Genomic DNA, 13787 nt, shown 5'->3' with positions numbered 1-13787 from the left:
GACTTGTTTGGGGCAGGCTTTAACAATTGCGGTGAACAGTAAGACGCCATCGCGAGCAAGCTCGCTCCCACATTGGATCGTCGTCGTTCACATATCCTGTGGGAGCGAGCTTGCTCGCGATGGGGTCATCACTTCATGCCGAGCCTTTTGGCCATCCGCCCAAGATTCGCCCGATCCAAGCCTAGCTCACGGGCCGCGCTTGCCCAGTTGTTGTTGTGCCGCTCCAGGCAGGCACCGATCAACTGGCGCTGATAGTTTTCGGTCGCCTCGCGCAAATCACCTGCTACCAACGCCACAGCGGCGATGGCGGGTTGCTCGGCAGCGGTTTCAACGCTGGCGCTGGGCAGGTCGAGATCGGCTGCGCTCAAGCTGAGAATCTTTGGCCGCTCCTTGCAATTGCCCAAGGCTTTCAAGGCGCTGCGGCCGATCAAATGCTCAAGCTCGCGCACATTGCCGGGCCAGTCGTAGGCCAATAACGCGGCCTGGGCGTCGCTGTTCAGGCGCAGGCTGTTGAGGCCCATGCGCGAGCGGTTCTGCTCCAGGAAGTAACCGCTGAGCAGCAGCACATCGCGCCCGCGATCGCGCAGGGCCGGCACCAGCAGCGGATACACGCTGAGGCGATGGTAGAAGTCGGCGCGGTAACGGCCGCTGCGTACTTCTTCTGCGAGGTCGCGGTTGGTCGCCGCGATCAGGCGCACGTCGACCTGATGCTCCTGGTCCGAACCCAGTCGCTGCAGTTGACCGCTTTGCAGCACCCGCAGCAACTTGGCCTGCACGGTCAGCGACAACTCGCCGACTTCATCAAGGAACAGCGTGCCGCCATTGGCCAGTTCGAACTTGCCACGGCGGTCGTTCATCGCCCCGGTGAAGGCGCCGCGAACATGGCCGAACAACTCGCTTTCCACCAGGGTGTCGGGCAGCGCGGCGCAGTTGAGGCTGATGATCGGTTTGTCGGCGCGGGGCGAGGCGGCATGGATGGCTTGGGCCACCAACTCCTTGCCGACCCCGGTTTCGCCGGTGATCAACACGGTCAGGTCGCTGCCGCCCACCAGGCTGATTTCTTCGACCAGGCGCTTGTGGGCCTTGCTCTGGCCAATCATCTCGCGATTCTGCTGGCCGCTGGCCTGGCGGTAGACCTCGGCGCGCTGATGCTCATCTTCGACCCGGTTGTTCAACCGCTCGATGCGCTCGGCGGCGTTGACCGTAGCGGCCGCGAGGCTGGCGAAGGCTTGCAGGGCATCCAGTTCGATCGGTTCGAAGCGCTCCGGGTCGAGGGCATCGAGGGTCAGCAGGCCCCATGGGCGCTCGTCGATGAACAACGGGCAACCCATGCAGTCGTGGACTTCCAGATGATCATCCAGGCCATCGACCAGGCCGTCATAGGGGTCAGGCAAGTCGCTGTCGGCAGCGAAACGGGTCGGGCCGGGGCCGCTGAGCAGCGCTTCGAAACGCGGGTGCTCGCTGACCTTGAAGCGCCGGCCGAGGGTGTCGGTACTCAAGCCGTCGACGGCCAGCGGCACCAGCCATTCACCATCAAGACGCAGCAGGGCGGCGGCGTCGCACGGGAGCAGGGCGCGCATGGCTTCCAACAGGCGGCGATAACGCTCACCCTCGGGCAGTTCGCGGGACAGGTCGGCGACCAGGGGCAGCAGAGCAGTGAGCAGGGGTTTTGCAGTCATAGTGACTCCGTGTAGTCGGTATGACTATAAAGCAGGCAGTGTCTAAATGACTATTAAGTTACTAACTTACTGATTTATAACGATTAAATAGTTGGCACGAAAGCTGATACGCATAGGGTAATCCGTTAGCAACCCAAGAAGACCAGGAGTCACCTTATGCTGAGCGCTCAAGACCGTGCCATCGTCAAATCCACCGTGCCGCTGCTCGAAAGCGGTGGTGAGGCGCTGATCACGCACTTCTACCGCATGATGCTCTCCGAATATCCGCAAGTCCGCCCGCTGTTCAACCAGGCCCACCAGGCCAGCGGTGATCAGCCGCGTGCCCTGGCCAACGGCGTATTGATGTATGCGCGCCATATCGACCAGCTCGACCAGTTGGGCGACCTGGTGGCCAAGATCATCAACAAGCACGTGGCCCTGCAGATCCTCCCGGAGCACTATCCGATTGTCGGCAGCTGCCTGCTGCGGGCCATCGCCGAAGTATTGGGCGAAGAGATCGCCACTCCTGAAGTGATCGCGGCCTGGGGCGCGGCCTACGGTCAACTGGCGGACATCCTGATCGGTGCCGAAACCAGCATCTACGACCAGAAGGAACAGGCACCGGGCGGTTGGCGCGGGGCGCGGGAATTCATCGTGGCAGACAAGGTCGAGGAGAGCGCCGAGATCACTTCGTTCTACTTTGAACCCGCGGACAAAGGCCCGATCCTGCTGGCAGAACCCGGCCAGTACATCGGCATGAAACTGATCCTCGACGGTGAAGAGATCCGTCGTAACTACTCGCTGTCGGCGCTGGCAAACAAAGGCCAGTACCGCATCAGCGTCAAACGCGAGGCCGGTGGCCGCGCTTCCAACTTCCTGCACGACCAGTTGCATGTCGGCGCCAGCATCCAGTTGTTCCCGCCATCGGGCGAGTTCGTCCTGACCGCCAGCGACAAGCCACTGGTACTGATCAGCGGTGGCGTGGGCATCACCCCGACCCTGGCGATGCTCGAAGCGGCGCTGGAAACCCAGCGGCCGGTGCATTTCATCCACTGCGCGCGCAACGGCAGCGTCCATGCCTTCCGCGACTGGATCGATGGCCTGGCTGAGCGTCACCCGCAACTCAAGCGCTTTTACTGCTATTCCGAGGACGACGGCGTGAGCCCGGCGGCGCACAAGATCGGGTTGTTGAGCCAGCAGCAGTTGCATCAATGGCTGCCGCAAGAGCGCGATCTGGATGCCTACTTCCTGGGGCCAAAAGGCTTCATGGTCGCGATCAAACGCCACCTCAAAGCATTGGGTGTGCCGGAGAAGCAAAGCCGGTATGAGTTCTTCGGGCCGGCGGCGGCGCTGGAGTAAGGGGGTGCGGCGGCTCGGGGGACCGAGTCGCCTGCTTCGCGAGCAAGCCCGCTCCCACATTGGTCCGTGTCGTTCACAGATCCAATGTGGGAGCGGGCTTGCTCGCGAATGCCGCACTGCGGTCTTGATTTGAAAAAAACACTGGAAAGTTAATCCCTTCTTAACCGCCTTATCGTCTATTCCCCCGAATCCCCCTCACATGCGCCAGACTCTCAAAGGTCCGGGCCAGCGTGTAGACTGACGGGCAATCGAAATATTGAAGGGAAACGCGATGAGCGATGAATCCATGCGGTTGGGGCGTGAACGGCGCTACCTGGTGTTTTTGGGCATCATTTGCCTGGCGCTGATCGGCGGCGCGCTGTACATGCAAATTGTTCTGGGCGAGGCCCCTTGCCCGTTGTGCATCCTGCAACGTTACGCGTTGCTGCTGATCGCGATCTTTGCCTTCATCGGCGCGGCCATGCGCGGCCGTCGCAGCATCACGGTGTTTGAAACCCTGGTGGTGATTTGTGCAGTGGCAGGTGCAGGCGTTGCCGGGCATCACGTCTATACGCAGTTCTATCCGGCGGTCAGCTGCGGCATCGATGTGCTGCAACCGATTGTCGATGACTTGCCGCTGGCGAAGATCTTCCCGCTGGGTTTCCAGGTCGATGGTTTCTGCTCCACTCCATACCCGCCGATCCTCGGTCTGTCGCTGGCGCAGTGGGCGCTGGTTGCCTTCGTGCTGATCGTGGTGCTGGTGCCGTTGCTGACTTCGCGTAACCGCAAAACGCTGCGCTGAGGTCAACTGCCGCCTCCCATTGTCGGACAAAAAAGCCCCGGTCCTCGAAGAGAGGGCCGGGGTTTTTTTTGTCTTGCAGAGCACATTTCAGAGGCCGGGTAAAAAGACTGTGACGGGTGGCAATCAAGGGTGCGACACGTGTGCGACATGTTGTCACAGAGTGGGCGCCGCAGGGCGTTCGAGAAGGCCGGATTGGTGCATGGAAACGTAACGAAATTGGCTTGTTTTGCAGGCTTCCGGTTTTTTCCATTACGGGCACGAACAGGCAGTTTTAACAGGCTCTGGCGAATGGCCAGAGCCCCCGTCATATCGGGCCTTGGGCAAGGTCAAGGGCCGAGAAGAGGGACACGATACTGTCTGAACCGTGGGTGGAAGACCTACTTATTTTGGTGTTTTTGTTGAGAATTAATTTCGATAAGATGCGCCACTTTTGCGAAAACGCTTAATGATTGTTGCCGGTTCGGATAAAAATTATTTCGGGATGAGACATGGTTTATGGAACGTTACATATCTACAATCGCCCGCACTGAATTCCCGGCACTGCTCAAATCTTAACCAGGGGTGAGCAGAAACAGGGTGTCGAGAGGTCTGGTGGCTTCATGCGATTCCCAGGTGTCGGAGCCTCCAATTACCCGCACCAAATGGAATTGGTCTGTAACAAGGCCTTTGACCACGTATTCGAATAAGAACTCACCGCAGGCCCGGGATTTGTCGTACAGCGTCTGACGCACGACGGGCATGCCCTTATTCAATCCAAGAAAAATGCCAACCCTTGGCAGGGTGAAGTGTTGGCGATCAAAACCCAACTGCATTGCGCAAGCTGCTTTAGAGGTCGTGAGATGAGTAAAAACAGGTACCCCAGACTACTAGGCTTATTGCCGCTGATCGGCACGTTGTTGCTGTCAGGCTGCAACATGACCTTGCTCAATCCCAAGGGCCAGGTTGGTCTGGACGAGCGAAACCTGATCATCACCGCAACGCTGCTGATGCTGTTGGTCGTCGTTCCGGTCATCATCATGACCTTCCTGTTCGCCTGGAAATACCGCGCGTCCAACACCAACGCTACCTACACCCCGAAATGGAACCACTCCACCAAGATCGAGATCGCGGTGTGGGCTGTTCCAGTGCTGATCATCATTGCCCTGGGTTACGTCACCTACAAGTCGACCCACGCCCTTGACCCGTACAAGCCGCTGGAATCCGACGTCAAGCCTGTGACCATCGAAGTGGTCGCGCTGGACTGGAAGTGGCTGTTCATCTACCCGGAACAAGGCATCGCCACGGTCAACAAGATCGTGTTCCCGGCGCACACCCCGATCAACTTCAAGATCACTTCCGACGCGGTGATGAACTCGTTCTTCATCCCTGCGCTGGGCGGCCAGATCTACGCGATGGCGGGCATGCAGACCAAGCTGCACCTGATCGCCAACGAGAACGCCGAGATGGACGGTATCTCCGCCAACTACAGCGGCGCGGGTTTCACCGGTATGAAATTCAAAGCGATCGCAACTTCCCAGGAAGATTTCGACGCCTGGGTAAGTGAAGTCAAAAAGGCACCTAAGCAGCTTGAACAAGCTGAATACGCAGCCCTTGCCAAGCAAAGCCAGAACAACCCAGTCGAGCTCTACTCCTCGGTGACGCCGAACCTGTTCCAGACCATCGTCGACAAGTACGAAGGCATGAAACCGGGTCCGAAAGTGAAGCACGAGAAAGAAGAGAAAGAAGTGGCCGCTACGCAAGGAATGGACATGAACTCGCATTCAGCTGCCGGGGCAGAGGAGTAAACGATGTTTGGTAAATTAAGTTGGGAAGCAGTCCCGTTCCACGAGCCGATCGTAATGGTGACCATCGCCATGATCGCGCTCGGTGGTCTGGCGCTGTTCGCTGCAATCACCTACTTCAAGAAGTGGACCTACCTGTGGACCGAGTGGCTGACGTCGGTCGACCACAAGAAAATCGGCGTGATGTACATCATCGTCGCCATGGTCATGCTGCTGCGCGGCTTTGCCGACGCCATCATGATGCGTACCCAGCTGGCCATGGCCACCGAGGGTTCGCCTGGCTACCTGCCACCTGAACACTATGACCAGATCTTCACCGCCCACGGTGTGATCATGATCATCTTCATGGCGATGCCATTCTTCACCGGCCTGATGAACCTTGCAGTGCCGCTGCAGATCGGCGCGCGTGACGTTGCCTACCCGTTCCTGAACTCCCTGAGCTTCTGGCTGCTGGTTTCCGGCGTGGTGCTGATCAACCTGTCCCTGGGCGTCGGCGAATTCGCCAAGACCGGCTGGGTTGCCTATCCGCCGCTGTCGGGCCTGCAATACAGCCCTGGCGTGGGGATGGATTACTACATCTGGGCGCTACAGCTATCCGGCCTGGGTACGACGCTGACGGGGGTCAACTTCCTGGCCACCGTGCTGAAAATGCGTACCCCTGGCATGAAGCTGATGGACATGCCGATCTTCACCTGGACCTGCACCTGGGCCAACGTCCTGATCGTGGCCTCGTTCCCGATCCTGACCGCTACTCTGGCACTGCTGACGCTTGACCGTTACATGGATTTCCACATTTTCACCAATGAACTTGGTGGCAATCCGATGATGTACGTGAACCTGTTCTGGGCATGGGGTCACCCTGAGGTGTACATCCTGATCCTGCCAGCGTTCGGTATCTTCTCCGAAGTCATCTCGACCTTCACCGGCAAGAAACTGTTCGGCCACCACTCGATGGTCTACGCATCGGGCGCGATCTCGATCCTGGGCTTCATGGTTTGGCTGCACCACTTCTTCACCATGGGTTCGGGTGCCAGCGTCAACGCCTTCTTCGGTCTGGCGACGATGCTGATTTCCATCCCGACGGGTGTGAAGCTGTTCAACTGGCTGTTCACCATCTACCAGGGCCGTCTGCGTTTCACCAGCCAGGTTCTGTGGACCCTGGGCTTCATGGTGACCTTCGCCATCGGCGGCATGACCGGCGTACTGCTGGCCATCCCGGGTGCTGACTTTGTTCTGCACAACAGCCTGTTCGTGATCGCGCACTTCCATAACGTGATCATCGGCGGTGCGGTATTCGGTTACATCGCAGGTTTCGCGTTCTACTTCCCTAAAGCGTTCGGCTTCAAGCTGCACGAAGGCTGGGGCAAGGCTGCGTTCTGGTTCTGGATCTCGGGCTTCTTCGTCGCGTTCATGCCGCTCTACGCGCTGGGCTTCATGGGTATGACCCGTCGTCTGAACGCCACCACCAACCCTGAGTGGGTGCCGTACCTGTACGTCGCCATGTTCGGTGCGGTGATGATCGCCGTGGGTATCGCTTGCCAGCTGATCCAGCTGTACGTCAGCGTGCGTGACCGCAACAAGCCGGAAAACATGTGCGAACACGGCGACCCGTGGAATGCCCACACCCTGGAATGGTCGACCTCGTCGCCACCACCGTTCTACAACTTTGCCGTACTGCCGAAAGCCGACTGCATCGACCCGTTCACCGAAGCCAAGGAAAACGGCACCGCGTACAAGGCTCCGGCCAAGTACCAGCCGATCCACATGCCTAACAACACCGCCACCGGTGTGGTCATGGGCGCGCTGTTGACCGTGTTCGGTTTCGCGATGATCTGGCACATCTGGTGGCTGGCAATCGCTAGCCTGGCCGGCACCGTGATCTACTTCGTGATCCACGCGGCCCGTGATGATCAAGGCTATATGGTGCCGGTCGACGTGATCGAGCGCATCGAAGCCGAGCAGCACAAGCGCCTGGTAGCGGCAGGGAAAATCCCGGCCACCGCCACCCGTGTTGAAACCTCGTTGGAACAGGCTTAAACCATGTCGAATTTAGTGACCAATGTTGGACACGCCCATGGTGACCATGGGCACGATGACCACCACGACTCGGGCGAGATGACCGTATACGGTTTCTGGCTCTACCTGATGACCGACTGCATTCTGTTTGCGTCGATCTTCGCGGTGTACGCGGTACTGGTTAACAACGTAGCGGGTGGTCCGTCGGGCCACGACATCTTCGAACTGCCATACGTGCTGGGCGAAACCGCTCTGCTGTTGTTCAGTTCGATCACCTACGGCTTCGCCATGCTGGCGTTCTACCGGGGCAACAAGAAGCAGGTCCTGGGCTGGTTGGCCATGACCTTCCTGTTCGGCCTGGGCTTCATCGGCATGGAGATCAACGAGTTCCACATCTTGATCTCCGAAGGCTACGGCCCTAGCCGTTCCGGCTTCCTGTCCGGGTTCTTCACCCTGGTCGGTACCCACGGTCTGCACGTGACCAGCGGTCTGATCTGGATGGCGATCATGATGTATCAGGTCAACAAGCATGGCCTGACCTCGACCAACAAGACCCGTCTGAGCTGCCTGAGCCTGTTCTGGCACTTCCTGGACGTCGTCTGGATCTGCGTATTCACCGTTGTTTATCTGATGGGGACTATGTAAATGGCTAACCCAGCTCATTCCCACCATGGCCACGACGACGCCGGTCACGGCAGCTACAAGTCGTACGTCATCGGCTTCATCCTGTCGGTGATCCTGACCGCCATTCCATTCGGTCTGGTGATGTACCCGACACTGCCGAAGTCGATCACCCTGTTGATCGTCCTGGCGTTCGCGATCGTCCAGGTGCTGGTGCACCTGGTGTACTTCCTGCACCTGGACCGTTCGGCCGCGCAGCGAAACAACGTGATTGCGTTTGTCTTCGCCGCGATCGTGATTGTCCTGCTGGTTGGCCTGTCGCTGTGGATCATGTTCAGCATCCACACGTTCATGATGGCGAAGTGAGGTAAGTCCGCATGTCCCTCAAGCACTTTATCCAAATCACCAAACCGGGGATCATTTTCGGTAACGTGCTTTCTGTGGCAGGCGGATTTTTCCTGGCCTCCAAAGGGCATGTCGATCTGGCCATCTTCCTGGCCGCCATGATCGGCACGTCCCTGGTGGTTGCCTCCGGTTGCGTGTTCAACAACTGCATCGACCGCGACATCGACCTGAAGATGGAACGCACCAAGAACCGGGTGCTGGTCCAGGGCTTGATCTCCCTGAAACTGGCCCTGATCTACGCGACCGTCCTGGGTGTCGCCGGCGTTGCACTGTTGTACAAGGTGGCCAACCCGTTGGCCGCACTGTTCGCAGTCATCGGCTTCGTGATCTACGTCGGCTTCTACAGCCTGTACCTCAAGCGCAAGTCGGTTCACGGCACGCTGGTGGGCAGTCTGTCGGGCGCCATGCCGCCGGTGATTGGCTACGTCGCAGTCAGCAACACCTTCGACATGGCCGCGCTGACCCTGCTGGTGATGTTCAGCCTGTGGCAGATGCCGCATTCCTACGCCATCGCGATCTTCCGCTTCAACGATTACCTGGCCGCATCGATTCCGGTGCTGCCGGTGAAGCGCGGCATCCAGGTGGCCAAGAAGCACATCCTGCTCTACATCCTGGCGTTCCTCGTGGCGACCTTGATGCTGACCTTCAGCGGCTACGCCGGCATGAGCTACCTCGCCGTCGCCGCCGCCATGGGCATGTACTGGCTGTACATGGCCTGGACCGGCTACAAGGCAGTGGATGACACGGTCTGGGCACGCAAGCTGTTCGTGTTCTCGATCTTCACCATTACCGCGTTGAGCGTGATGATGTCCCTGGACTTCAAAGTGCCGGCGGAGTTGTTGCTGACGTACGCGCCTTAAGCGTCGGATGCTGTAAAGAAAAGCCCCGCCTTCGAGAGAAGAGCGGGGCTTTTTGTTGGGTGCTTTCTGCGGGACCGCGTAGCCGCCATCGCGAGCCTGCTTGCTATGGCCGCGACGCGGACTGACAGGCCTCTTACGATAGGCGGCCTGACCGGCAAAAATGCTTACGGATTTGCCTGAACTTTCCCACGGGTTTTTCAGGTTGAGGGTCGGAAGTCGCCTATCTAGCCTCGGGAGCCGTTATTACGAGCATCCCAGAGGATCTACGATGGAGCTACCAGAGGTAATCACCCCGCGTGTTAATACGGAAACAGCGTTGGGGCAGGCTTTGATTTCAATATTCAAATCTGTCGAAGCGGAACTGGAGCTAGAGAACGCAGGACCAGGGGCCGTCAAAATTATCGTTTTCGGTGGCTGCGCTGTTCACCTTTATACCCATCATCGCGTTTCCACCGACGTCGATGCCGAGATTTATGAGGCTCATGTTCCCGAAGGTTTACACCTGCAAACCATGCTCGCAGAGATACCCGAACAGTTTGTTGATGAGCGATCCGGTCGATTGATGGAGCTGAACTACGACCTGCAATACAACACCAGTTTTGGGCCAATACATGAGGACTATTGGGAGCGGAGCCTTCCTATTGAAGCGTTTCCGATAGAGTCCCCGCTGCACGTTCATATCGCAGCACCTGTCGACATTGCCATCTCCAAACTGGGCAGAGCGACCGATCAGGACATTGGTGATATCAAGGCACTTCTCAGGGCTGGTTTCATCCTGACTACCGAGTTCCGTCGACTGGCATTGCAGGCGATTGATGTATATGTTGGCAACAAGGAGCCACCAATCTCCGTTCTCACTAATATTTTGCATGATTATCTGGAGAGCACAGATGACGAAGCCCCATAGCGGCCACGTCCTCTCATCCGCCTTGGACACGCTGGTAAAAAGACCTTTAAATCAAGCGGATGACGCTGCTCTCGTGAGCGCCGCCAAAGCTGTCTGGTACTCGGACTCAAATCTTGAAAGCGAGGTAACCGCTTTTTTGAATCGTCACACTGACGAAGTGGAGGTCCGGCGCGCTGGCTATCTGCTCGAGCGATTCACTCGATTTGCTTGCTTGTCCGATCTCCGGGTGTCGGAAACGCTCAATGTCCTCGAGCTTTTTGCACATTCGACTTCCGTGCAAGCCGTGATGCTACAAACCGTCACGCCATTGCGTCGACGCCGTGATGAACTCGCTGTCTCTTGGGGGTTGAGTGAGGGCCTCGGCCTAAAAGCCCAAGCCCTCATGCCTTTTCAGACCCGGCATTACGAAGCTGAGCAGCGCGCCATGTTTTCCTGAGCTCTGGTTGCAGCGAAGAGGCTGCATCGTTTGGCCCAAAAATTGAAACGGCCTGCAGCGCAAAGCCCCTCCTTTCGAGAGAACGGTGGGGCTTTTTCATTCATGCGCGGTTGTTACAGGGGGCATCGAGCACCTTCACCACGTTATCGCTGACATCGAGTACGACGCTGAACCCCTGTGGGAGCGAGCTTGCTCGCGATGGCGGCGTGTCAGGCAACATCAATTTTGAATGTGACGGCCTCATCGCGAGCAAGCTCGCTCCCACAAGATCGGTGGTCGTCGGTTACTTGCTTTGCTTATCAAGCAACCGGAAAAACCGCTCGCGCACTTGCAAGCTATCGCTGTGCGCCACATTGAAGCGCAGGAACTGGCTGGCATCCGGCCCTTTGCTCAGCAAGGTGCCCGGCGCCAATACCATATTGTTCTCCAGCCCTTGGCGAGCCAGGTTTTCGGCATGCAGGCCCTCCGGCAATCTTGCCCAGATAAACACGCCTTCGCCGGGCAACGAGGAAAGCGAACACCCAGCCTCCGCCAACCAACTGGCCACACGACTGTTCGATTCATAGAGCCGATCCACCGTGCGCCGCGCATGCTTGGCATAGCTGCCGTCGCTGAGCATGGTGCAGGTGATCTGCTCCGCCAGTTCCGAGGTCACGCCACCGCAGGCCATTTTCAACGCGACCATCCGCGCCGCCAATTGTGGCGAGAGCACGGTGTAGCTGACCCGGCTGTTGGCGGTCAGGGTCTTGGAGAAGCCGGAGACATAACTCACGTTGTCCAGCCCGCTGGCGGCCAGGCGCGGGGTGCGGCGATGCTGGATGTCGCAGTACAGGTCGTCTTCGACGATGTGGAAGCCATGGCGGTGGCTCAGTTCCAGCAAGCGGTAGACTTGGGCCGGGGTGAACGAGTGGCCGGTGGGGTTATGCAGCGTGCTGTTGGTCATGTACAGCACGGGTTTGTGGGCGATCAGCAGTTGCTCGAAGGCGTCGAGGTCCATGCCGTCGCAATCCCGGGCGATGGTGATGACTTTGGCCCCGTGCAGCGCCAGGTTGGCGTGCATGTTGAAGTAGCAGGGGTCGTCGAGCAGCACGGTGTCGCCGGGTTTGACCAGCAGGCGCATCAGCAGGTCGATGGCCTGCATGGTGTTGGCGGTGGTGATGATCTGGTCCACCGGCGCTTCGATGCCGAAGGTCGCCAGTTTCACCCGCAGGGCCTGGCGCAACGGCAAGTAACCGCCGGCCACGCCGTACTCGCCCATGCGCAACGACGTTGCTCGCAGGGTACTGCGCACAGCTTTCTGCAATTCTTCGGCGGGTAGCCACGAGGTCGGCAGAAAACCGCAGCCGGGGCGCAGCGCGCCGTTGTCCAGCAGCAAGGCGCGACGAATCACGCTGAGGGTGTCCTGGGGTTGCAGGTCCGGGCCCGTGCCGCTTTTCAGCGCCGCTTCGGAGCGATGCACGTAATGCCCGGAGCCCTGGCGCGACACCACCAGCCCTTTGGCCCGCATGCGGTCCAGGGCATCGACCACCGTGGACTTGCCCACGTTCATCAAGTCGGAGAGTTCGCGAATCGGCGGCAGCTTGGCGCCGTGGGGCAGGCCCCCGGTGCTGATGGCATGCGTCAGTTGATCGACGATCTGCTGCACCAGCGGCGCGCCGGGCTGGAATTCAATGGCGGCAATGACTGCACGTTGAACCTGCATTTTACTGGTCTCTCCGGCAGTAAAGTTCGTTGGATTCTATACGAACTTGCCCTGATCAGGACACGCCTCTCTCTCTACCATGCCCTTACAGACTTTTCTGAATGTCAGCCTTTGTCGGCGGGCATTCACCCGGTTCCTGAGGTGCTGCATGAGTGTCGAAACAACGGTCGCGGTGGCTAAACCGGTCATTAACCTGCGGTTATTCACGATCCGGATCATCACCGCCGTCTCGCTGTTCGCGGTACTGGGCAAGGCCAACGTCTGGCTCGACACGGCAACCAACAGCATCCTGGCCCTTGGATATCGCGCCTTGTTGCTGCTGTTGCCCCTGACTTTACTGGTACTTGGTCGTCGTTCCCTGAGCGTCACGCTGCTGTGTGCCGGCCTTGGCCTGGTGCTGCTGGCGCTGACCAGCAATCAAGGCATGGTGATGTTTGCTGCCGCGTTGTTTGCCTACGGCATTGCCATTGCCGGTTACCTGATCAAGAGCGAAGCGGCCCAGACCAAGGAAGGCGCGGCCTACAACCGCGTCGCCATGAACTTGGGCAGCCTGGTGGCCGGTTTGATCCTGCTGTCGCCGCTTCTCACGCCGACGATGTTTTTCCTCGGTGCGGCGGCGTTCGTGTTGCTGTGCCTGCCGATCGCCCTCGGCGCGACATTCACCACCGAGCCGGTGGTAGCCCGCCCGGCCACTCAGGTCGGCAGCAACTGGGGCAACAAACTGCCCTGGGTGATCGCCGGGATCATCATGGGCATCAAGCTGTTCGGGGTGTTCTCGATCCTGCCACAGGCAATCCTGCTCAAGACCGGCGAGTTGCCGGCCTGGTACGGCTTGATGCTGATCCTCAACAGCGCCGTGGTGGTCTTCGCCCAAGTGCCGGTGATGAAGCTGATCGAGCGCACCGGGCGCTACAAGGTCGTGGCGGTGATCGGGATCATCGTCGGCGGTTTTGCGGTGCTGTCTTCGCCTGCCGCGTTCCACGTCGAAACCCTCGCCGGGGCGCTGGTCTGGGTGGCGCTGCTGTCCATTGCCGAATGCGCCTTCAGCTACCTCGATTACTTCTCCGTCAAACAGAACAACATGTTCGTCAAGGAAGTGTCCCTGGGCGTCGGGGCCGGGCTGACCGTGTTGATCATGCGGGTGGTGCCGGCGCCGTACAACGCGCTGGTGCTGGCCGCCATCGGTGCCGCAGGGATCCTGGCCTGGTACTGGCTCAACCGTAAATCCAATGCGTCGTTGCATGACTGAGTCATTGCCGTT

The 13787-nt window shown here is 59.0% G+C and carries 13 protein-coding genes; 10 read left to right on the top strand and 3 right to left on the bottom strand.

What is annotated here, in order from left to right; genetic code table 11:
- Nucleotides 1-128 precede the first annotated feature (128 nt).
- Complete coding sequence (gene norR, locus ABIE16_RS06730; protein ID WP_150815167.1) at nt 129-1679, bottom strand: nitric oxide reductase transcriptional regulator NorR; 1551 nt, start codon at nt 1677-1679, stop codon at nt 129-131.
- A 156-nt stretch (nt 1680-1835) separates the two neighbouring features.
- Here norR and hmpA point away from each other — a divergent pair, with 156 nt between their 5' ends.
- A complete protein-coding gene (gene hmpA, locus ABIE16_RS06725) occupies nt 1836-3017 on the top strand; it encodes an NO-inducible flavohemoprotein (RefSeq protein ID WP_429520754.1) in 1182 nt (393 codons plus the stop codon).
- Nucleotides 3018-3288: 271 nt separating this feature from the next.
- Entirely contained in the window at nt 3289-3798 is a 510-nt protein-coding gene (locus ABIE16_RS06720) for a disulfide bond formation protein B (RefSeq protein WP_057716361.1), read from the top strand.
- Between the two features lie 551 nt (nt 3799-4349).
- Here ABIE16_RS06720 and ABIE16_RS06715 read toward each other — a convergent pair.
- Nucleotides 4350-4610 carry a hypothetical protein gene (locus ABIE16_RS06715; RefSeq protein ID WP_057716360.1) on the bottom strand — a complete coding sequence of 87 codons (261 nt, stop codon included), beginning with the start codon at nt 4608-4610 and terminating at the stop codon, nt 4350-4352.
- Between the two features lie 27 nt (nt 4611-4637).
- Between ABIE16_RS06715 and cyoA the strand changes: the two genes are divergently transcribed.
- From cyoA to ABIE16_RS06680, 7 genes are all read left to right on the top strand, one after another.
- On the top strand, nt 4638-5582 hold the full coding sequence (gene cyoA, locus ABIE16_RS06710; RefSeq protein ID WP_057716359.1) for a ubiquinol oxidase subunit II: 945 nt from the start codon (nt 4638-4640) through the stop codon (nt 5580-5582).
- A gap of 3 nt (nt 5583-5585) precedes the next feature.
- Nucleotides 5586-7616, top strand: coding sequence for a cytochrome o ubiquinol oxidase subunit I (cyoB, locus tag ABIE16_RS06705; RefSeq protein WP_015093557.1), 2031 nt, complete (start codon nt 5586-5588; stop codon nt 7614-7616).
- 3 nt (nt 7617-7619) lie between these two features.
- Complete coding sequence (locus ABIE16_RS06700) at nt 7620-8240, top strand: cytochrome o ubiquinol oxidase subunit III (RefSeq protein WP_030128695.1); 621 nt, start codon at nt 7620-7622, stop codon at nt 8238-8240.
- Nucleotides 8241-8582: a cytochrome o ubiquinol oxidase subunit IV gene (gene cyoD / locus ABIE16_RS06695; RefSeq protein WP_090453161.1), complete on the top strand. Its 342-nt coding sequence runs from the start codon at nt 8241-8243 to the stop codon at nt 8580-8582.
- A gap of 11 nt (nt 8583-8593) precedes the next feature.
- A complete protein-coding gene (gene cyoE / locus ABIE16_RS06690) occupies nt 8594-9481 on the top strand; it encodes a heme o synthase (RefSeq protein ID WP_057716357.1) in 888 nt (295 codons plus the stop codon).
- A 268-nt stretch (nt 9482-9749) separates the two neighbouring features.
- Nucleotides 9750-10388 (top strand): DUF6036 family nucleotidyltransferase, encoded by a 639-nt coding sequence (locus ABIE16_RS06685; RefSeq protein ID WP_218494955.1) that lies wholly within the window; start codon nt 9750-9752, stop codon nt 10386-10388.
- Nucleotides 10372-10824: a hypothetical protein gene (locus tag ABIE16_RS06680; protein ID WP_090453165.1), complete on the top strand. Its 453-nt coding sequence runs from the start codon at nt 10372-10374 to the stop codon at nt 10822-10824. Before ABIE16_RS06685 ends, ABIE16_RS06680 begins: the two co-directional genes overlap by 17 nt.
- A gap of 283 nt (nt 10825-11107) precedes the next feature.
- Here the strand turns inward: ABIE16_RS06680 and ABIE16_RS06675 are convergent, their stop codons facing one another.
- Nucleotides 11108-12526, bottom strand: a complete 1419-nt coding sequence (locus ABIE16_RS06675; protein ID WP_429520753.1) for a PLP-dependent aminotransferase family protein — start codon at nt 12524-12526, stop codon at nt 11108-11110.
- Nucleotides 12527-12674: 148 nt separating this feature from the next.
- Here ABIE16_RS06675 and ABIE16_RS06670 point away from each other — a divergent pair, with 148 nt between their 5' ends.
- Nucleotides 12675-13775 (top strand): hypothetical protein, encoded by a 1101-nt coding sequence (locus ABIE16_RS06670; RefSeq protein ID WP_090453168.1) that lies wholly within the window; start codon nt 12675-12677, stop codon nt 13773-13775.
- Nucleotides 13776-13787 lie beyond the last annotated feature (12 nt).

Source organism: Pseudomonas sp. 2725 (assembly GCF_050434585.1).
GTDB lineage: Bacteria > Pseudomonadota > Gammaproteobacteria > Pseudomonadales > Pseudomonadaceae > Aquipseudomonas > Aquipseudomonas jessenii.
Note: the sequence above shows the minus strand (reverse complement) of the source record. Positions and strands in the feature narration are given on the sequence as shown.